Annotated in this window: 23 protein-coding genes and 1 pseudogene; 19 read left to right on the top strand and 5 right to left on the bottom strand. The window is 38.1% G+C overall.

Going from position 1 to position 20,889, the window contains the following annotated elements; all coding sequences use genetic code 11:
• The first annotated feature begins 55 nt into the window (after positions 1-55).
• The 12 genes and pseudogenes from PYW34_RS00395 to PYW34_RS00450 form a co-directional block, all read left to right on the top strand.
• Complete coding sequence (locus tag PYW34_RS00395) at positions 56-703, top strand: adenylate kinase (protein ID WP_002288690.1); 648 nt, start codon at positions 56-58, stop codon at positions 701-703.
• 190 nt (positions 704-893) lie between these two features.
• Entirely contained in the window at positions 894-1,112 is a 219-nt protein-coding gene (gene infA / locus PYW34_RS00400) for a translation initiation factor IF-1 (protein ID WP_002288695.1), read from the top strand.
• A gap of 32 nt (positions 1,113-1,144) precedes the next feature.
• Positions 1,145-1,261 (top strand): 50S ribosomal protein L36, encoded by a 117-nt coding sequence (gene rpmJ / locus PYW34_RS00405; protein ID WP_002288710.1) that lies wholly within the window; start codon positions 1,145-1,147, stop codon positions 1,259-1,261.
• A 17-nt stretch (positions 1,262-1,278) separates the two neighbouring features.
• On the top strand, positions 1,279-1,644 hold the full coding sequence (gene rpsM / locus PYW34_RS00410) for a 30S ribosomal protein S13 (RefSeq protein ID WP_002288713.1): 366 nt from the start codon (positions 1,279-1,281) through the stop codon (positions 1,642-1,644).
• 27 nt (positions 1,645-1,671) lie between these two features.
• Positions 1,672-2,061, top strand: a complete 390-nt coding sequence (rpsK, locus tag PYW34_RS00415) for a 30S ribosomal protein S11 (RefSeq protein WP_002288714.1) — start codon at positions 1,672-1,674, stop codon at positions 2,059-2,061.
• Positions 2,062-2,140: 79 nt separating this feature from the next.
• Entirely contained in the window at positions 2,141-3,079 is a 939-nt protein-coding gene (locus PYW34_RS00420) for a DNA-directed RNA polymerase subunit alpha (RefSeq protein ID WP_002288715.1), read from the top strand.
• A 27-nt stretch (positions 3,080-3,106) separates the two neighbouring features.
• A complete protein-coding gene (gene rplQ, locus PYW34_RS00425) occupies positions 3,107-3,487 on the top strand; it encodes a 50S ribosomal protein L17 (protein WP_002288716.1) in 381 nt (126 codons plus the stop codon).
• Between the two features lie 271 nt (positions 3,488-3,758).
• Entirely contained in the window at positions 3,759-4,598 is an 840-nt protein-coding gene (locus PYW34_RS00430) for an energy-coupling factor ABC transporter ATP-binding protein (protein WP_002288720.1), read from the top strand.
• Entirely contained in the window at positions 4,574-5,443 is an 870-nt protein-coding gene (locus tag PYW34_RS00435; RefSeq protein ID WP_002288722.1) for an energy-coupling factor ABC transporter ATP-binding protein, read from the top strand. The genes PYW34_RS00430 and PYW34_RS00435 overlap by 25 nt, the downstream gene beginning before the upstream one ends.
• Entirely contained in the window at positions 5,433-6,230 is a 798-nt protein-coding gene (locus PYW34_RS00440) for an energy-coupling factor transporter transmembrane component T family protein (protein ID WP_002288724.1), read from the top strand. Before PYW34_RS00435 ends, PYW34_RS00440 begins: the two co-directional genes overlap by 11 nt.
• Before the next feature lie 202 nt (positions 6,231-6,432).
• Positions 6,433-7,179, top strand: a complete 747-nt coding sequence (gene truA / locus PYW34_RS00445; RefSeq protein WP_002294311.1) for a tRNA pseudouridine(38-40) synthase TruA — start codon at positions 6,433-6,435, stop codon at positions 7,177-7,179.
• Positions 7,180-7,843: 664 nt separating this feature from the next.
• Positions 7,844-8,038: pseudogene (locus PYW34_RS00450) on the top strand (transposase); the annotation flags it as partial.
• Between the two features lie 187 nt (positions 8,039-8,225).
• Here the strand turns inward: PYW34_RS00450 and PYW34_RS00455 are convergent.
• The gene (locus PYW34_RS00455; protein WP_002294305.1) at positions 8,226-9,002 is read right to left on the bottom strand and encodes an MBL fold metallo-hydrolase; all 777 of its coding nucleotides are present in this window, start codon (positions 9,000-9,002) and stop codon (positions 8,226-8,228) included.
• Positions 9,003-9,124: 122 nt separating this feature from the next.
• Between PYW34_RS00455 and PYW34_RS00460 the strand changes: the two genes are divergently transcribed.
• On the top strand, positions 9,125-9,532 hold the full coding sequence (locus PYW34_RS00460; RefSeq protein WP_002294304.1) for an Lrp/AsnC family transcriptional regulator: 408 nt from the start codon (positions 9,125-9,127) through the stop codon (positions 9,530-9,532).
• A 398-nt stretch (positions 9,533-9,930) separates the two neighbouring features.
• Here PYW34_RS00460 and PYW34_RS00465 read toward each other — a convergent pair whose 3' ends face one another.
• Both PYW34_RS00465 and PYW34_RS00470 read right to left on the bottom strand, forming a co-directional pair.
• Positions 9,931-10,269 carry an arsenic metallochaperone ArsD family protein gene (locus PYW34_RS00465; RefSeq protein ID WP_002325173.1) on the bottom strand — a complete coding sequence of 113 codons (339 nt, stop codon included), beginning with the start codon at positions 10,267-10,269 and terminating at the stop codon, positions 9,931-9,933.
• Complete coding sequence (locus tag PYW34_RS00470; protein WP_002329993.1) at positions 10,266-10,805, bottom strand: hypothetical protein; 540 nt, start codon at positions 10,803-10,805, stop codon at positions 10,266-10,268. The genes PYW34_RS00465 and PYW34_RS00470 overlap by 4 nt, the downstream gene beginning before the upstream one ends.
• A gap of 111 nt (positions 10,806-10,916) precedes the next feature.
• Here PYW34_RS00470 and PYW34_RS00475 point away from each other — a divergent pair, with 111 nt between their 5' ends.
• On the top strand, positions 10,917-11,537 hold the full coding sequence (locus PYW34_RS00475; RefSeq protein WP_002317547.1) for an AAA family ATPase: 621 nt from the start codon (positions 10,917-10,919) through the stop codon (positions 11,535-11,537).
• 90 nt (positions 11,538-11,627) lie between these two features.
• Here the strand turns inward: PYW34_RS00475 and PYW34_RS00480 are convergent, their stop codons facing one another.
• Together PYW34_RS00480 and rpmB are read right to left on the bottom strand one after the other, a co-directional pair.
• Positions 11,628-14,297 (bottom strand): YfhO family protein, encoded by a 2,670-nt coding sequence (locus PYW34_RS00480; protein WP_002294300.1) that lies wholly within the window; start codon positions 14,295-14,297, stop codon positions 11,628-11,630.
• Positions 14,298-14,534: 237 nt separating this feature from the next.
• A complete protein-coding gene (gene rpmB / locus PYW34_RS00485; RefSeq protein WP_002290463.1) occupies positions 14,535-14,723 on the bottom strand; it encodes a 50S ribosomal protein L28 in 189 nt (62 codons plus the stop codon).
• 269 nt (positions 14,724-14,992) lie between these two features.
• Between rpmB and PYW34_RS00490 the strand changes: the two genes are divergently transcribed.
• The 5 genes from PYW34_RS00490 to acpP all read left to right on the top strand — a co-directional run bounded on the left by PYW34_RS00490 (position 14,993) and on the right by acpP (position 20,656).
• Positions 14,993-15,355, top strand: a complete 363-nt coding sequence (locus PYW34_RS00490; RefSeq protein WP_002294298.1) for an Asp23/Gls24 family envelope stress response protein — start codon at positions 14,993-14,995, stop codon at positions 15,353-15,355.
• Between the two features lie 51 nt (positions 15,356-15,406).
• Complete coding sequence (locus PYW34_RS00495) at positions 15,407-17,089, top strand: DAK2 domain-containing protein (protein ID WP_002294297.1); 1,683 nt, start codon at positions 15,407-15,409, stop codon at positions 17,087-17,089.
• A 116-nt stretch (positions 17,090-17,205) separates the two neighbouring features.
• Positions 17,206-19,242: an ATP-dependent DNA helicase RecG gene (recG, locus tag PYW34_RS00500; RefSeq protein ID WP_002294296.1), complete on the top strand. Its 2,037-nt coding sequence runs from the start codon at positions 17,206-17,208 to the stop codon at positions 19,240-19,242.
• 48 nt (positions 19,243-19,290) lie between these two features.
• Positions 19,291-20,292, top strand: a complete 1,002-nt coding sequence (gene plsX / locus PYW34_RS00505) for a phosphate acyltransferase PlsX (protein WP_002289721.1) — start codon at positions 19,291-19,293, stop codon at positions 20,290-20,292.
• A 121-nt stretch (positions 20,293-20,413) separates the two neighbouring features.
• Positions 20,414-20,656, top strand: coding sequence for an acyl carrier protein (gene acpP / locus PYW34_RS00510; RefSeq protein ID WP_002294295.1), 243 nt, complete (start codon positions 20,414-20,416; stop codon positions 20,654-20,656).
• The last annotated feature ends 233 nt before the right edge of the window (positions 20,657-20,889 follow it).

Consider the following 20,889-nt stretch of genomic DNA (forward strand, 5'->3'; position numbering starts at 1 on the left):
GTGTTGAGGTTTCCCCTCAACACACGTTCTCACACATTTATTAGGAGGGAAAACAATGAACCTCATTTTAATGGGGCTGCCAGGCGCAGGTAAAGGAACACAAGCTGAAAAAATCATTGATGCTTATGGTATTCCGCACATCTCAACAGGAGATATGTTCCGCGCAGCGATGCAAAACGAAACAGCTCTTGGCCTGGAAGCAAAGTCTTATATGGATAAAGGTGCATTAGTTCCTGATGAAGTAACAAATGGAATCGTGAAAGAGCGACTAGCTGAACCAGATACAGAGAAAGGCTTCTTATTAGATGGCTTTCCACGTACGCTAGATCAAGCAAAAGCTCTGGACGCAATGCTAAAAGATTTGAATAAAAAAATTGATGCTGTCATCGATATCCATGTTGGTGAAGAAATCTTGGTCGAACGTCTAGCCGGCCGATTTATCTGCAGCAATTGTGGAGCAACTTACCATAAAATTTTCAACCCTACAAAAGTTGAAGACACATGTGATCGTTGCGGTGGGCATGAATTCTATCAAAGAGAAGATGATAAACCTGAGACGGTTAAAAATCGTCTGGCTATCAACATCAAAAATAGTGAACCAATCTTGGCTTATTATAAAGAACAAGGTTTGCTAAACACTATTGATGGTGCTCGTGAAATCGATGCTGTATTTGCAGATGTACAAAAAATCATTGAAAAATAGCACGATTGCCCGTAGCCGACTTGCATTATGCAGTTACTCTTGTCAAGTTCAATAAATTATGATAGAATATGTCAGTCCGACTTCTAGAGAATCCTCTAGATGATCCATTTTGAGAATTTTGAGGTGGGAACTGCAGTTTCCGCCATTTTATCGTGTGAAAATGCGAAACAAGTACAAGGAGGTACTGTGCGTGGCAAAAGAAGATATGATTGAAGTCGAAGGTACAGTCGTCGAAACTTTGCCGAATGCAATGTTTAAAGTTGAACTAGAAAACGGACACCAAGTTCTTGCTACTGTTTCAGGTAAAATTCGTATGCATTACATCCGTATCTTACCTGGTGACAAAGTAACGGTTGAATTGTCTCCATACGATCTTAACCGTGGCCGTATTACTTATCGCTTTAAATAATTGTACTCCGTAAAACTACAGGAGGTATTATCATGAAAGTAAGACCATCAGTAAAACCAATGTGCGAACATTGTAAAGTAATTCGTCGTAAAGGACGCGTTATGGTGATTTGCCCAGCAAATCCAAAACATAAACAACGTCAAGGATAATTGGAGGTGCTATAAATATGGCTCGTATTGCAGGAGTAGATATTCCTCGTGATAAACGTGTAGTAGTTTCACTTACTTATATCTATGGTATTGGTAACACTACTGCTAAAAAGATCTTAGCTGATGCTGGTGTATCTGAAGATGTTCGCGTTCGTGAATTAACGAATGAACAAACAGATGCTATCCGTGCAGAAGTAGATAAATTAAAAGTTGAAGGGGATCTTCGTCGTGAAGTGAACTTGAACATCAAACGTTTGATGGAAATCGGTTCTTACCGTGGAATCCGTCATCGCCGTGGATTGCCTGTTCGTGGACAAAACACGAAAAACAATGCACGTACTCGTAAAGGCCCAGCTCGCGCTATCGCTGGCAAGAAAAAATAATTCTTAAGTGAAGGAGGTTAAAACTTCATGGCAGCAAAAAAAGTGAATCGTAAACGCCGTGTGAAGAAGAATATAGAAGCAGGTATTGCACATATCCATTCTACATTCAATAACACTATCATCATGATCACTGATACTCACGGAAATGCATTAGCGTGGTCATCAGCTGGTTCATTAGGTTTCAAAGGAAGCAAAAAATCAACTCCTTTTGCCGCTCAAATGGCAGCAGAAACTGCTACAAAAGCAGCAATGGAACACGGATTAAAGACTGTTGAAGTAACAGTTAAAGGACCTGGTTCTGGACGTGAAGCAGCAATTCGTTCATTACAAGCTACAGGTTTAGAAGTGACTGCAATTCGTGACGTGACTCCAGTTCCTCATAATGGTGCCCGCCCTCCAAAACGCCGTCGTGTTTAATGAGTGCCGCTCATTTTGAGTTTTATCAGTAACGTCATTGAACAAGACACTTTTCGTTTTGAAAGGGGTAAAGATAAGAATGATTGAGTTCGAAAAACCAAGAATCGCAAAAATTGATGAAGAAAAAGATTATGGCAAGTTCATCGTTGAACCTCTTGAAAGAGGGTATGGGACTACTTTAGGGAATTCCCTACGTCGTATTTTATTATCTTCTTTGCCAGGTGCTGCCATCACTAATATTCAAATCGATGGTGTACTGCATGAATTCTCTACCATCAAAGGTGTTAGAGAAGACGTCACTCAAATCATCTTGAACATTAAAGGCTTAGCGCTGAAAATGTATGGCCAAGAAGAAAAAACCCTTGAAATCGATATTACCGGACCTGCTACAGTAACTGCTGGCGATATTATCGTTGATAGTGATGTAGAAATTCTTAACAAAGATATGTACATCTGTAGTGTCTCTGAAGGAGCTACGTTCCATGCTCGCTTAACAGTGAAACCTGGACGTGGTTATGTTCAAGCAGATGAAAATAAAAAAGAAGATATGCCAATTGGCGTTCTTCCAGTCGATTCAATCTACACACCTGTTCGTCGTGTGAACTATCAAGTTGAGAACACACGTGTTGGACACCGTGAAGATTTTGATAAATTGACGATGGAGATTTGGACAGATGGTTCAATTGAACCGTTGGAAGCAATGAGTTTGTCTGCGAAAATTATGACTGAACATTTGGATATTTTTGTGAACTTAACTGATGAAGCAAAAAATGCTGAAATCATGGTCGAAAAAGAAGAAACACAAAAAGAAAAAATGTTGGAAATGACGATCGAAGAGTTAGACTTGTCTGTTCGCTCTTACAATTGTTTGAAACGTGCAGGAATCAATACTGTACAAGAACTTACAAATAAATCTGAGCCTGAAATGATCAAAGTCCGTAACTTAGGACGTAAATCATTAGAAGAAGTTAAAGCAAAATTGCACGACTTAGGTTTAGGTTTACGTAAAGAAGATTAAAACCTTTTACGAAGGAGGGAAACCAACGTGAGTTATCGTAAACTAGGACGCACATCTAGCCAACGTAAAGCGATGTTGCGTGATTTAACAACTGATTTATTAATCAACGAACGTATTGTGACTACTGAAGCTCGTGCGAAAGAAGTTCGCTCAACTGCAGAAAAAATGATCACTTTAGGTAAACGCGGAGATTTGCATGCACGTCGTCAAGCTGCGGCTTTCGTACGTAATGAAGTTGCCAGCGTGCGTGAAGAAAATGAGGACATCGTCATTGAATCAGCTTTACAAAAACTGTTCAACGATATTGCACCTCGTTACGCAGAACGTCAAGGCGGATACACACGCATTTTGAAGACAGAACCAAGACGCGGTGATGGTGCACCAATGGTTGTCTTAGAACTTGTCTAAAATCACACTAATAACATCACTTTATAGATGATTCTTTTAGAGTGTTATGATGTTGGAAGATATTTTTCCGAGTCTAGCTCAGCGCTGCTCCTCAAGCGAATATCGCTTGGGGAGTAAGCACTCATCATAAAGTGTTTTTTTATACCTTCAATTACCTGTCATGACAGATATGTTTGAAGGCATAAAAAAACATTTTAAGCGAGAAATAATTGAAAATTTTGTCTTTTTTTGATAGTGTTAGTAGGAACTTTAGGATGAAGAAGGAGTAATCATGGAGCCAATTATTGAATTAGAAAAGATAAATTATAAATACCAGCCAGATGATCTTCGCCCCGCATTGAAAGATGTCTCCTTTACAATTGATAAAGGTGAGTGGATCGCTATTATTGGACACAATGGTTCAGGAAAATCGACACTTGCCAAAACGATCAATGGATTGCTTCTGCCAGAATCAGGGATCGTGAAAGTGGGAAATCAAATATTGGATGAAGAAAATATTTGGACGATCCGACAGATGGTTGGAATGGTTTTTCAAAATCCAGACAATCAGTTTGTTGGTTCGACAGTAGAAGATGACGTTGCTTTTGGTCTTGAAAATCAAGGGATTCCCAGAGAAGAAATGCTAGTGCGTGTGAAAGATGCACTTGAGAAAGTTAGAATGGCTGAGTTTGCTTCACGCGAGCCTGCTCGTTTATCAGGAGGGCAAAAACAACGTGTTGCCATTGCCGGCGTGGTTGCCTTACGACCTGATATCATTATTTTAGATGAAGCAACCAGTATGCTAGATCCAGAAGGTCGTGAAGAAGTGATCTCTACGATCAAGAAGATCAAAGAAGAAAGTCAATTGACCGTTATATCTATCACTCATGATATTGATGAAGCAGCTAATGCCAATCGGATACTAGTGATGAGACAAGGCGAACTTGTCCGTGAAGGTACACCAAAAGAAATTTTTTCTGCTGGTCCTGAACTGATCGACTTAGGTCTAGATCTACCATTTCCTGAAAAACTGAAGAGCGCACTGAAAGAACGTGGGGTTGATGTGCCCAGTGAATATATGACAGAAGAAAGGATGGTGGATTGGTTATGGACATCCGTTTTGAACAAGTAGACTTCACTTATCAGCCGAATACACCATTTGAACAAAGAGCCTTATTTGACATCAATATGACGATCAAAGAAAACAGTTATACTGCATTAGTAGGGCATACCGGAAGCGGGAAATCAACCTTACTTCAGCATTTGAATGCGCTTGTTAAGCCAACAAGCGGTACAGTCCATATTGGAGAACGAGATATTCAGCCGGATACGGATAATAAGAATTTAAAGCCCATCCGAAAAAAAGTTGGCATCGTCTTTCAGTTTCCAGAAGCACAGCTATTCGAAGAAACGGTAGCAAAAGACATTGCTTTCGGTCCTAAAAACTTTGGTGTCAGCGAAGAAGAAGCACTAGTCCTAGCAAAAGAAACATTAGAACAAGTTGGGCTGGATGAAAGCTATTTGGAACGTTCGCCATTTGAACTTTCAGGAGGGCAAATGCGTAGAGTAGCAATCGCTGGTGTGCTTGCCATGAGGCCGGAAGTACTTGTATTGGATGAACCAACGGCAGGACTTGATCCCCAGGGTAGAAAAGAAATGATGGAGATGTTTTGGCGTCTTCATAAGGAACAGCAGATCACTATTGTATTAGTTACGCATTTAATGGATGATGTAGCCAATTTTGCAGATTATGTCTATGTGCTGGAAAAGGGACGAATTGTTAATAGCGGGGAGCCGCAAGAGGTCTTTCAAAACATTGAATGGCTAAAAGAAAAACAACTAGGCGTACCTACTGCCACCGAGTTTGCAGAAGAATTAATGGCTAAAGGGATGAACTTTGCTACCTTGCCTTTGACAGCTGAAGAATTAGCAGACGCTATCGTCCATTATGCTGGAGGAAATGCCCATGATGAATAAATTGATATTTGGTCGTTATATGCCTGGAGATTCCTTGATCCATCGATTGGATCCCCGAGCTAAATTATTAGCCAGTTTTTATTTTATCGGAATCATTTTTTTAGCAAATAATTGGGAAACGTACCTTTTGTTGGCATTTTTCACATTACTTTCTGTCTTCTTGTCAAAAGTAGATTTGAAATTTTTTATCCGAGGCATTCGCCCATTGATCTGGCTAATCCTCTTCACTGTAGCATTGCAGGTCTTGTTTACAAGTGGCGGAGAAACTTATTGGAGTTGGGGTGTTTTCCATATCACTGAATTTGGTGTGATGAACGGCCTCTTTATTTTCTGTCGATTCGTGTTGATCATTTTTATGTCGACTCTACTCACGCTTACTACACCGCCTTTGGAATTATCGGATGCGATTGAGTACTTGCTTCGTCCATTGAAAGCCGTACGGTTCCCAGTCCACGAAATTTCATTGATGCTGTCGATTGCTCTTCGTTTTGTGCCTACATTGATGGACGAAACAGAAAAGATCATGAACGCTCAGCGCGCTCGCGGTGTTGATTTTGGTGAAGGAAACCTAGTTCAGAAAATGAAAGCAGTCATTCCTTTGCTGATTCCTTTATTTGTCAGCAGCTTCAACCGTGCGGAAGATCTTGCGACTGCTATGGAAGCAAGAGGCTACAAAGGTGGGGAAGGAAGAACGAAATATCGTGTATTGCATTGGCATAATAGAGACACGATGGTTATCATTGCTTTTGTATTATTAACTGTGCTACTGATCTTTTTAAGAGGATAAACGTTCAGTGGGCCGCTATCTATTCTTTTCTTGCTGATCTGTTTGCAAGAAAGGATGCGAGCAGTGTATGACAAGAAATATTAGGGTCTGTGGCAGACTAAGGTCACAGGCCTCTTTCTTTTATCTGAAAAGAAAGAACGAAAAAATTTTATAAAAAAATCATTATTCCAGATAACCTTTTAGGAACAAAGGAGAGAAAAACATGGTACGTTACAAAGCAATCATTGCGTACGACGGAACAAATTTTAATGGATTCCAAAAACAGCCAAATGGGCGTACTGTTCAAGAAGAAGTAGAAAAAACATTACAAAAAATGGCAAATGGAAAAGAAATCACGGTCTTTGGTTCGGGAAGGACAGATGCCGGAGTACATGCGATCGGGCAAGTAATCCATTTTGATTATCCAGAGGAGCGTCCGTTAGAACGAATGCGTTTCGCGCTAGATACCCAGTCACCAGAGGATATTGCTGTAAGACAAGTAGAAGTTGTTTCAGAAGACTTCCACGCAAGATATTTGGTCACAGAAAAGACGTATCAATTTCGAGTGGATATAGGGAAACCACGCAGTCCTTTTCGACGCCATTATGCAAGTTATTTTCCTTACCCTCTTGATTTGGAAAAAATTCAGCGGGCACTTCCTGATTTATTAGGGACTCACGATTTCACCTCTTTTTGTGCATCAGGAAGCTCGATAGAGGATAAAGTACGTACGATCTACGAGGCTAAGATGGAGGTAAATGAAACAAAAGACGAATTGTTGTTTACATTTAGGGGAAATGGCTTCTTGTATAAGATGATACGGATCTTAGTAGGAACGCTTTTGAAAATTGGAAATGGCCGATTGCCTGAAGATAGTATCCCAGCGATTATTGCGAAAAAAGATCGTAATGCAGCAGGACCTACAGCACACCCTGAAGGACTTTATTTGTATGAAGTGAAATATGAATAAGAGGTTATGATAGAAGTGGTCAGCTTCAAGAAATAAGAAGGAATTTACGAAAATTACTTCTCAAAATTTTGCAAAATTTCGGCTTATTTTCGAAGGAGCTACTTCTGGAACACCGTGAATCAGAGGTTGTGAAAAAGCTGTCCTGCATCAAGTAATAAGAACAGCCAAACAAAAATAGCTTCTCATATTTTTCGTTTGGCTGGGCTTATTGCCGCAGATGCAAGCTTTTGAACACCGTTTAAGGAAGAGGTCGTGAAATCAGCGTTTTGACCTGAGTATTAGAGAAACAAACGGGAAAATAGCTCCTCATATTTTGCCGTTTGTTGAGCTAATACCGAAGGTCAGCTGATTGAACACCGTTTAAGAAAGAGGTCGTGAGCCTGTCATTTAACTCTGAGTCACAAAGAGCAATTTCAAAAAACAGCTTCTCATCTTTGATGAATATCGCGACTTGTGAACGAAGCATGGATAAGTGAACCTTCTTTTTTCCATGCTACTTTTTTTGTAACCAAAAAACGATGGAACGTTGTTTTGATTGCCCTTAATGAGGACAGTCGGAACAGGTTTGTCATTATTATATTTAAATGGCACAAATTTTTCTAATTATTTGTCATTTAGCGCTGAAAATTTTTGCTATTTATCTAAAAAAGTGATAACTACTTAAGATGAAGCAGAATATTTACGCCATACGGCATACAACCGCGAAGAATATAAAAAAAAGAAAACGATTGAACGCGTTTTTGCAGTCGCAAAGGAAAAGCATGGAATGCGCTACATCAAGTATCGAGACTTGGAAAACAATCAGGTGTATACGCTGATTGTTTTTGCTGCAATGAATCTGAAAAAGTTGTCCACTTGGCAGTTGGAACATATGTCTTCATATCTTTTATTATACAAAAATAGCAAAAGCACCAGTCTACACTCTTAGTAAAGAGGAAACTGATCCTTTTGTCTACATTCTTAAAGTACTTAAACTAAGTACTTTATTTTACTCTTTAGGATTGATACAGTAGCATCTATCCCTTTATTAATAATCTTTTATTTTTTTAAATAAAGATGTTGTCTCCATCTTCAGGCACTAAAACTTTTTCGGAAATTCCTTTTTCTTTATTGAAAGACTTTAATTCTTCTCTTGACAGTCCCCAATGGTTTACAGCTTCCATATGAACGGCAATAATTGTGGAATCTGGTATTGCTTTATGCAATTCATATAAATCGTCTTTCCCCATAATAAGAGATTCTCCAACTAAAAAATGATTATCTCCAGCATTTGCTACTATGATTTCTGGCTTATACTGATCAATAGTTTGTTTAACAGCTTCATACCAAACTGTATCTCCTGTAAAGTATAGTGTCTTCTCAGTCGAATGTTTGAAAACAATACCGCAAACATTACCTACATAATTCAAGATTTCTCCTCTGCCATGTTTGCCTTTTGTTTTAACCAATTGTATAGATTCAAAAACTGTGTCTTCTCGTAGTACCTCCACATTTTTAAAACCATATAGTCGAATTTCATTCGCATCATTTTCATCTTGCACAAATAATTTTATTTCTTTAGGTAGGACCTCTTTCGCTATATCGTCCCAATGATCTAGATGTAAATGTGTTACAATAACAGCATCAATACCGTTGATAATATCTTCGACTGGCATTGGCAAATCAACTAGAGGATTCATTTGATCTTTTCTTGGTGATGGAAAAGGACCTTTCGAAATAAATGGTGGAAGTGTTCCTTTTTCCGCTAACATTGGATCAATTAAAAATTTTTTACCTCCATAGTCTAAGATAGCTGTTGCATTACGAATGTGATGTATATTCATAAACGTTGTCTCCTTTTTGTTGATATGAAATATTTTTAGTATAATTCAATTCCATACAATAAATAAACCGAACAAAAAAAGTCTTTTACTATTTTTACTTAATTTATGAAAGGTTGTTTACCATGTTAGACCAAACAGATATAAATATCATTGAGGAACTATCAAAAAATAGTCGAATCACAATGAAAGAACTTGGAGAAAAAGTACATTTGACTGGACCCGCTGTCTCGGCGAGAGTGACAAAACTAGAGGAAAGTGGAGTTATTGAAAATTATACAGTAAAATTAAATATGGAAAAGCTAGGGTTTTCGATTCACGCTTTTTTAATTATAATTACGCAAAATTTAAATCATAAACCCTATTTATCATTTATTAAAAATCATGAAAAATTCTTGATTAGAAATTATAAGATTAGTGGAGGGGGCTGTTATCTTTTGGAATGTAGATTTACTTCAAAAAAATCAATGAACAGCTTTTTGGAACAGCTTAATGAATATGCGAATTATAAATTATCTATTGTTATAGATTAATAATAAAACTAGCAGATGGTAAAAATACTAATATGCGAGACACACATTCAACCATAACTATATAACTTATCAATTTATATAACTTATCAATTTAAAACTAAACTGATGGAAACAAGTAAGGCAAAAACATTTATATTTTGCCCTACTTATTTTTTTAATTAAATTCATTGATGATTCATATTTAGAAAATTCTATGAAGGCCAAATGAGTATCCTGTCACTTTTTTAGATAAATAGCAAAAATTTTCAGCGTTAAATGACAAATAATTAGAAATATTTGTGCCATTTAAATATAAAAATGACATCCAAGTATATCATGAACGCACAAAAAGTCCAACAGGGTATACCCTGTTGGACTAAATAAATGTCAAATTCCGTTCTCAACTGTGCATATTCATTCTATGTCCCATTTACCCCATTATCCTCCTGAATACTCATTCCAATGTTAGTTAATTTTTCTAATTCTTCTACGCTTAGATAAGCGCCATATTTTACAATTTCCTCATCAATGACAATAATCGGTAAACTTTTCAAATCTTTTGTCTGCAACAAGTTAAGAATTTTAGGGTTGCTAATAAAAGGCAAGATAGAGTCACTTAAAAAATATAAATTTGTTTCTATCTGTTTATTCTTAATCCGATTATAAAACTCTTTTAGCATCGTATCCTCATGTAATGATTGAAAAACGAAGAGTCCTTCATCATCACTTCTATTTAAGACATAGTAAGAAATTATCATTTTCCTATTGTCAATCCTCCCGCAGTGCAAGAGACTGACCCTACACCAAATGTATTATAAACTTGCATAGCTAATTTTACACTGTAATATTGTCTTTTCCAAGTAAATGTAAAATACATTCCTCCACCATAACCATAAGAATTAGCTAGATTTACTGTTTGAGTATATGATTTTGCACTACCTAAACTCAAGCGTGTAGAAATACGATACATCGCCGAATTGGGACTTGTTATAATATATTCTGTCCGCCCCTGCGTATTAGTAATTTTTTTAGTAGATGCGGTTAACCGCAATACATTTGCAGAAAAACGTGTTTTCGGATCTTGAGGCTCTATCTTTTGAGTGTAAAAAGTATCTTTATCACTAAATCCTTTGGATTTGAAGTAACTTTGTTCTTCTGGTGTTAATTGACTAAAAGTTTTTGCCATTTCACTTGTTTGTTCAACCATCGTGCTAGCTTTAACTATATTTCCAGAAGTCCCAATACCAATAAAACCAAATAACAGAATAAAAAGTGCGCTAAATAATTTTTTCATAGTAATCACTTCCTAATTCATTAAATTTTGAGGAAAACGCTTTCTCAATCTCGATTATACATCTCCTTTTAAAAATGTACACCGTTATTTTTTGAATATTCAGACTTTTTCTTGTTCTTGATAAATGCAACAGATGAAATATTAAGTGTAAATAAAGTTTTTTATACTGTACCAGCTGAAAAGATGTCTCGTGTCAGTTCGGATATTAACACAATAACTAGTAGAATAGGTCTGACTAAAGCAATGCATATGGTACTAAAATACAATCAAGAAGATCCTCCTGTGCCTAAAACCTATGAAGCAATTGACTTAATTATTGTCGATGAAATTGATCGTTTAAAGCTTCAGCATTTAGAACAGCTAAGAGATATTTACGATAGAAATGATCTGGCAATGGTTCTTATCGGTATGCCTGGTATTGAAAAAAGATTGTCTCGTTATCCGCAGCTTTACTCTCGCATAGGATTTGCACATGAATTTGATAACCTTAGTAAGGACGAAACACATCATATTTTGGAATACAAATGGGCAGATTTAGGAATTGATATCAAGCTAGAAGATTTTTCTGATTATGAGGCTATCACAACTATCATTAAGATCACAAAAGGAAATTTTAGGCTTATTCATCGTTTATTTGCGCAGATTGATCGGATTTTAAGAATCAATCAAATGGATAAGATCACTGTAGAAGTTGTCGAAGCAGCAAGAGATAGTTTAGTCATAGGTATATAAAAAACCACCAAAAATCAGGTGGTTTTTGTCATTTAAAGATTGAAATTTTTGCCATTTAAATAGAAGAGTGACACAGATTCCATCGTTTCTTTATTTTCTTCGTCTTCTTCTGTGTGTATTTCGCGGTTTTTCTTCTATTGCTGGATCAATCGTGCCATAAAAGGGGCGATTGCGGTCAAGGTACCAGACATAAAGAATAAACAATGCAATACATAGGACAAAAAGGATTGCACCTATCGTAAATCCTTCAGGCAAGTAACTGAAAGTGACAGTATGTTTACCTGCTGGAACTTTTATCATCAAGAATGCGTCTTTGAAATTGCTGACCTTGACTGGTTTCCCATCAATTTTAGCTTTCCATCCTTTGTCATAAGGAATAGTTGTCACCAACATGGAATCTTCAGCGGTATTTACAGTCCCAGAAGCTTTTCTGCCAGTGGCTTCCATTTCGACACCTTTTTCTTTGATCTGATTCATTGCGGCTTGATAGGCTACAACATCTAGACCAACGACTTTAGGCTCCATGAAACTTACTTCTTTCGTTCCATAAAAACTTGCAGTAAATGTCACTGTTGTCTCTTGAGGATAATAGCCAAGATCATAGTATTGACCAGAAATGTTGATTTGCGTTTTTCGCGATGTACCATTGACAGTGATCGTCGCACTAGAACTTTCTAATTGTGCAAAATTGGTTGGGAACAAACTTAAGTAAGCTTGTGTATTTGCAGGCACATGGACTTCCCAAGTGAGCTCTTTTGGCTGGTTATCTGCTGTTTCTGAGTAAGTGACGCCAGTCGTTGTCTTTGTGATCGTCGTATTCAACTGATTCTTCAAAGTAGGTGTATAGAATGTAAAATACTGTTCATTTAAACCAGACAATGTATTGATCAAGTTTGTCTGACTGGTCAAATTATCTGTCACTGGCTGCTCAACATCATTAACGGACAACGGTGCAGTAAATGCTAGTGGCAATGCATTGACATTCTGATACAGTGTATAGTCGCCGCTTTGACCAGCTTGGCGGAAGCCATATTTACTGAACGTGCTTTCGTTTTTAGAAATGTTATATTTGATTCCTGTAAACCCATCCATCAGCAAAGTATTATTGTTATAACGGATATTCAAATTTGTCCCTCTTGAACGGAAACCTAATTTATCCAGGTAAGAGGAAGAATTACGATTTCTTATAGAAGAAAACAAACTGATACCACTGTAACCGTAGTTGATCGAATCGTTTGCAGATACTGGATCCAGATTTTCCAAGCGGTAAAACGAGTCGGAATCTTTTTTTGTTTCATTTACAAGAGCTTTCAAGTCAGGATAAGGATCAGTATATAAACTGCGGGAAGCATAATTCCAATCATCAAGAATGCCATGGATCATACTGTTTGTATTGACCAGTGCTTCAGCAGACATGATCAATAATAACAATATACTCAGATGATTGAATGAAAGTTTTTTATGCTGATAAAATCCCACAGCAAAAGCATAAATCCCTAAGAAAACCACTGTCAATACAAAGGAAGTCATCGTCACATAGGTGTAGCTTCCTTCAGGTTTGATGCCCCATGCCACCGCAAAGAGAGCAGCTACGACCAAAATGATTCCTAACAACAGCCCACGATCGTCTTGTTCTATCTTTTCCCATCCTTTTCCTGCAAGCAGGAGCACTAAGAAAGAGAACAGATAGGCATAACGGAATAAAAACATATTCGGTGCATGCATACCATGCCAGAACAAATTCAATGGAACAAGATAAAAACTTGCGATAAGTATGGCGAAAAGACTGCCGTACAAAAATTTATTTTTCAACGGTACTTTCCGACTGGCAAAATAAAACAGACAGAGGACTAACGGGAGCAGACCTGCGTAAACGAACGGAATCGATCCGTATTTTGTCGTGTCATAAACACCAATCATATTTTTCATGATTAGATCCAGATAAGAAGTCGCTTCTGTTTTCAACGTAGTGATCTGACTCAGTGCCTCGCCATTTGACCGAAGATCCAGCACTGCTGGCAATACAATGATCATTGAAGCGCCGCCTGCCAGTAAAGAAGTGATACCATAAGGAACAATCGTTTTTTTATATTCTGACCAGTTTGTCAATAGACGGGCGATAAAATATAAGAAAGAAAAGACGCCAATCATAAAACCCATATAAAAACTGGATAAAAACAAGAGTAAATAACTGATAAATAAAAGTTTCGGCCGTTTAAGATCCATAACACGATGAATCCCCAAAATCACTAATGGAAGATAAACAAATGCATCCAGCCACATGATGATCTCCGAATGTGCAGTGATAAATGAGATCAATGCGTAACTGACGCTAAGTGCAACATGCCCCCAGCGAGGAATCTTGAACGTACGTGCAAGAAACCAAAAAGCCAATCCGGCACAGCCGACCTTAAGCAAAGTCAGAACGTACAGTGCATCTGGCATCATCTGGTTTGGAAAAAAGAACACCAGTGGCGTGAAGATCCCGCCTAGATAGTAAGAAATTAAAGATAAATAATTCAATCCTAGAGAAGCATTCCATGTATAAAAAATACTTTGCTTTCCAAGAAGAACATTTCGGAAGCTGGCATGAAAATTAGAAAACTGTGAAAAGGCATCACTTGCCAAAATACTTCTGCTGCTTCCAGGATAGATTCCGATACTTAGATAAACAAGTGCTAAAATCAAAAACGGAATCAGGAAACTAGCTGCTGCGTAGCGTCCGTTTTCTCTAAAGAATGACTTTAAATTTTTTTTCATATTTATTTTCCACCAAATTTCTATGAAGTTGTATTCAGTTTATCATATCCTTGTTTTTCTCTGCTTAAAAAGAGTCTAGTTTTCACAAAAAAATAAAATTTAGAATAAATAACTTCATAATTTGTTCGTATAACAAAAATAAACGCAAAAAAAGGGTAGGAATCAAAAGTCCCACCCTTAAAAATTTTTATTAAATAAAAAACCGTTCACTATCTGAACGGTCCAAGTATCATTCAATTAAACGCGTTCAACTTTTCCTGATTTCAAAGCACGAGTTGACACCCAAACTTTTTTAGGTTTTCCGTCGACCATAACGCGAACTTTTTGTAAGTTAGGTTTAACAGTACGTTTTGTTGAGTTCATAGCGTGTGAACGGTTGTTTCCACTTTTTGTCTTGCGACCTGTAAAGTAACAAACTTTTGCCATGGTAATTTCCTCCTTTGCCTTGATTTGGAGCAATAGAATAATTCAGCTCATACCAGACTAACATATCATATAGAATGGGAATTTGCAAGTACATTTTCATAGATACAATTGACAATTGAGAAGAATAATTGTAAATTAAACAAGGTTATACCTGAAATTTTGCAAGGTTTTTGAGTACTTTGGGTAACTGCCTTTTATTTCAAGTTACGCTATGATAAAATATGATAGAAGAAAAATGGGAGTTTTTTACCCGTTAAGGAGGCTCATTCATGGCTGTAAAAATTCAAACGTCAGCTGGAACCATTGAAATTACCAATGATGTAATTGCAACAGTTGTTGGTGGCGCCGCGACAGATGTGTTCGGTGTTGTAGGAATGGCCAGCAAAAATCAAATTAAAGATAATATTACTGAGATTTTGCGTAAAGAAAATTACTCAAGAGGAGTAGTTGTCCGCCAAGAAGATAATGGTATTGCTGTAGATGTTTATACGATTATCAGCTATGGTACGAAAATCTCTGAAGTTTCCCGCAACGTCCAAGAAAAAGTGAAATACAATCTAGAGGCATTATTAGGCGTAACTGCCAATTCAGTTAATGTCTTTGTACAAGGTGTTCGTGTACTGCCAGACTAGGCAGGAGACTGGCTGGTAACTCAGCAGTCGATCTGAAGGAGGATTATCTAGGTGAGTGTAACAGAAATAAGTGCAAGCCAGTTCCAGGAAATGGTCCAGGCAGGTGCGAATCGTCTGCAAGTAAATGCAGAATACGTCAATTCATTAAATGTATTCCCTGTGCCAGATGGCGATACGGGAACAAATATGAATCTATCTATGACTAGTGGAGCTAAGGCAGTAGTAGATTCAACCTCAGAAAAAGTAGGAGAATTATCAGCAATGCTTTCAAAAGGATTGCTGATGGGTGCGCGCGGAAATTCCGGCGTTATTTTGTCTCAATTGTTTCGTGGATTTTCTAAGCAAATTCCAGATGTTGTCTCATTAGATGCTTCTGATCTTGCTGCAGCCTTCACTCATGGAGTTGAAACTGCGTATAAAGCAGTAATGAAACCAGTAGAAGGAACGATTTTGACAGTAGCTAGAGAAGCAGCGAAAGCTGGAGAAAAGAAAGCAAAAAGTACTGATGATGTCGTTGAAGTAATGACAGCTGTTGTAAAAGGGGCAAAGCGTGCTTTAGCTAAAACTCCAGACTTGCTTCCAGTCCTAAAAGAAGTCGGTGTCGTAGACAGTGGAGGGCAAGGACTGCTGTTTGTTTATGAGGGCTTTTTAAGTGCATTGAATGGAGAATTCCAAGCGGATGAAACATATGAACCTTCTCCAGCAGAAATGGATGATATGGTCAATGCAGAACATCATCGCAGTGTCCAAGGTCAAATGGCGACAGAAGATATCCATTTTGGTTACTGTACAGAAATCATGGTAAAAATCGGAGAAGGACCTACAGTCGATAGTACATTCGATTACGAAGAATTCCGTAACTATTTAGATGGTATAGGAGATTCTTTACTTGTGGTCAATGATGACGAGATCATCAAAGTCCACGTGCATACAGAAAACCCAGGAGAAGTCTTGAATTATGGACAAAAATTCGGTTCATTAGTCAAAATCAAAGTCGACAACATGCGCTTGCAGCATGAGACGATTTTGGAACACGATGAAGAAGTGAACGAGTTTGCGAAAAAAGAAATACCACGTATCCCGTATGGTATCGTAGCGATCGCTGCTGGTAAAGGCGTCCAAGAGCTGTTTGAAAGTTTAGGCGCTAATTATGTTATCAGTGGTGGGCAAACAATGAATCCAAGTACGGAAGACATTGTTAAAGCGATTCAAGAAGTAAACGCAGATAAAGTGATTGTCTTGCCAAACAATAAGAACATCTTCATGGCAGCTGATCAAGCAGCAGAAGTAGCAGATATCCCAGTAGCAGTTGTTCCTTCAAGAACGATTTCCCAAGGATTGACAGCTATGCTTTCATTCAATGATCAAGCTTCTTTAGAAGAAAACAAAGAAACGATGACAGAAATGTTGTCTAGCGTTGTGAGCGGTCAAGTCACTCACGCGATCAGAGATACCTCAATTGACGGTGTAGAGATCAAAGAAGGAGACTTTTTGGGCATGATCGATGGAAAAATCCTGATCTCTAACCCAGATATCACAGCAACAGCGTTAAGTACACTAGAACAAATGATCAATGAGGACACAGAGATCGTAACGATCTTGGCAGGTGATGAAGGAACAGTTGAACAAGCAAATGAATTTGCTGAGAAACTAACAGAAAAACATCCTGATTTGGAAATCGAGATCCACCAAGGAGATCAGCCTGTCTATCCTTATCTATTTTCTGCTGAATAATTTCTGTGTCAGAATATCTTTCTAACACAGTATTCATTCATAAAAGGCCTTCGGTTAGTGATCAGGTATGATCGCTGACCAAGTCCTTTTTTTGTTAAAGGAGGGAGGAAAAATTTATGCGTTCTTTAGATGATCCAATCACTATGCTGGCAGGAGTCGGAGAAAAAAGAGCAGCTAGTCTTGCCAGCTTGGGCATCCAAACGATTGAAGACTTACTGACTTATTATCCTTTCCGCTACGAAGATATTCAGGAAAGAAATCTAAACGAGATCCAAGATCAAGAAAAGGTTACTTTGAAAGGAATCGTAGTCTCGCCTCCTGTGATGAATCGATTTGGTTATAAAAAAAGCCGATTGCAATTTCGTATGATGCAAGAACATGATGTGTTCAACGTTTCTTTTTTTAATCAACCTTATCTAAAAGAAAAAGTCATTTTATCGGAGGAAATCGCCGTATACGGTAAATGGGATGCAAAGCGTAAAGCCTTGAACGGGATGAAGATTTTAGGTTCTCAAACAATGGATGACTTTTCCCCGATATATCACGTCAACAAATCAATTCGTCAAACGACATTAGTTGATCTAATCAAAAAAGGGTTTCAAGAATACGGCACATTGATTGAAGAAAATCTGCCAAACAACCTTGTGGAGAAATATCGACTGCTTGACCGAGCTTCTGCTGTAAGAAGTATGCATTTTCCAAAAGACCACGAAGAAAACCATCAAGCCAAACGACGTGTCGTTTTTGAAGAGTTCTTTTTATTTCAAATGCGTCTTCAAGGATTGAAAAAAGCAGAAAAAGCAGAAACGAATGGTTTGGAGATCCTTTATGATGTCCAAAAATTGAAAGAATTTACTCAAAAGCTACCTTTTGAACTGACAAATGCACAAAAACGTGTAACGAATGAAATCTGTCGGGATCTTCGCAGTCCGCAGCATATGCAGCGACTTTTGCAGGGAGATGTAGGTAGCGGAAAAACAGTGGTTGCCGCGATTGCGTTATACGCTACCGTTACAGCAGGTTTCCAAGGTGCGTTGATGGTGCCTACAGAAATCTTGGCACAACAACATATGGAAAGCTTGCAACAGCTGTTTGATCCCAATGAAGTAACCATCGCATTGCTTACGGGGTCAACGAAAGCAAAAGAACGACGTGAGCTCCTTGAAAAACTAGGGCAAGGGGAAATTAACGTCGTGATCGGCACACATGCATTGATCCAAGATGGAGTCGAATTTCAGAATTTAGGTCTAGTTATTACGGATGAGCAGCACCGTTTTGGCGTGAACCAGCGGAAAGTACTTCGTGAAAAAGGCTGGCGACCAGATGTCTTATTTATGACAGCGACTCCGATTCCTAGAACATTAGCTATTACAGCATATGGTGAGATGGACGTATCTATCATTGATGAACTTCCAGCTGGACGTATCCCGATCGAAACACGCTGGGTAAGAACACCTCAATTGGACAGTGTACTGGATTGGACGAAAAAAGAACTGGCAAGAGGACATCAAATGTATGTCATCTGTCCGCTGATTGAAGAATCAGAAGCATTAGATGTAAAAAATGCAGTGGAAATCTATGAAAAACTTCGTGAACTATTTGCACCAAAATATGAAGTTGGCTTGTTACATGGTAAAATGAAGAATCAGGAAAAAGAAGTAATCATGGAAGCCTTCAAAGACAACCAGATGCAGATATTAGTTTCGACTACTGTAATTGAAGTAGGGGTAAACGTGCCGAACGCGACCGTCATGCTGATCATGGATGCGGATCGATTTGGATTGGCACAGCTGCATCAACTTCGTGGACGTGTTGGACGCGGAAGTGATGCTTCCTACTGTATCTTAGTTGCTAATCCTAAAAATGAACTAGGTGTGGAACGGATGAAAATCATGACAGAGACCACCAATGGTTTTGTACTAAGCGAAAAAGATCTGGAATTACGTGGTCCTGGTGAAGTATTTGGCTTCCGTCAATCTGGTCTGCCTCAATTTGCGATTGCTGACTTGGTGACGGATGGAAATGTTTTGGAGGTAGCCAGAGAAGAGGCTGCAGCCCTTTGGCAGATAAAGGATTGGCAGATGCTTCCTGAGTATCAGCCTTTAGCGCAAAGCCTCCAAATAGAAAATCAGGATAATCGTTATTTCGATTAGCAGACTGTGCTATACTTTATACTGATGACGGAAAAAGGAGTGGAAACAATGAAAATTGCCGTAGATGCAATGGGCGGAGATCACGCACCTCAAGCAATTGTAGAAGGCGTGGCTTTAGCGCAGCAAGATTTTCCAGAAGTAGAATTCTTACTTTACGGAAAAGAAGCAGAAATCAAGAAATACTTAACAAATGAAAAAAACATCACGATTATTCATACAGACGAAAAAATCAATAGTGATGATGAGCCAGTAAAAGCAATTCGACGAAAAAAGACTGCATCAATGGTCCTTGCTGCACAAGCAGTGAAAAACGGTGAAGCAGATGCTGTATTTTCAGCAGGGAATACAGGCGCGCTACTAGCAGCAGGGTTGTTCATCGTAGGACGTATCAAAAATATCGAACGCCCTGGCTTGATGTCTACCTTGCCAGTAGTAGGGAAAGAAGGTGCCGGTTTCGATATGCTGGATCTTGGCGCTAACGCAGAAAACAAACCAGAACATTTGTTGCAATACGGTATTTTAGGTTCTTTTTATGCACGTAAAGTCCGAGGTATCGGACGTCCTCGTGTCGCACTCTTAAACAATGGAACAGAAGCAACAAAAGGTAGTGAAGTGACGAAAAAAGCCTATGAACTCCTTCAGAATGAAACAAGCTTGAATTTTATTGGAAACGTAGAAGCTCGTGAGCTACTCAATGGTGTGGCTGATGTAGTGGTCACAGATGGATTTACAGGCAACGCTGTTTTGAAATCTATTGAAGGAACAGCAATGAATATGATGAATCTATTAAAATCTGCTATTCTAAATGAAGGGATCAAAGGAAAAATGGGCGCTATGCTTTTAAAAGACGGCTTACGTTCTTTGAAAGCAGAAATGGATTATTCCAAACATGGCGGTGCCGTTTTGTTTGGCTTGAAAGCACCAGTCATTAAAACTCATGGAGCAACAGGCCCCGATGCTGTTCGCTATACGATCCGCCAAATCCACACAATGCTTGAGACAGATGTAGTTGGACAATTAGTCGAACAATTTGAAAAAAGCGAAGAATAGTATTTGGATATCTGAAGCGATCCGTTCCATTGAAAAAAAGGTGGACATTCCTGAAAAATGCCAGTAAAATTAGCCATGGTGTAGGTAATTGACAAGTGTATGATTCTTGGAGGTGAAAAAGTTGACTCGCGAAGAAGTATTTAACAAAGTAGCGAAAATTATTTCAAATCATTTTGAGATAGATACCGATAAAGTGACGGATGAATTGAACATCAAAGATGATTTAAAAGCTGATTCAATTAGTATTATGGAATTCGTTTTAGAGCTTGAAGATGAATTCGGTACGGAAATTTCAGATGAAGACGCTGAACAAATTGAAACAGTCGGTGGCGCAGTAGATTATATCAGCAGCCATCTTAAATAATTTCAAATAAAAGCAAAGAAGGATAAAAAGCTGCATGTAGCTTTTTATCCTTCTTTTTTTAATCTTTTTGACACGTAAAAGTCATTTTTCTGATAATTCTGGCGATAAACAGAAATTATGTTGCAAAGTAAAACGGTTTTCTATATAATTATTAATAATTCATTACACAAAGATAAGGATAACCTTTGTTATAAAACGCTTTATTCTGTGTAATGTCCTTTTTTATTAAGAAA

It is taken from the genome of Enterococcus faecium (assembly GCF_029023785.1).
In the GTDB taxonomy this organism is placed as follows: Bacteria; Bacillota; Bacilli; order Lactobacillales; family Enterococcaceae; genus Enterococcus_B; species Enterococcus_B faecium.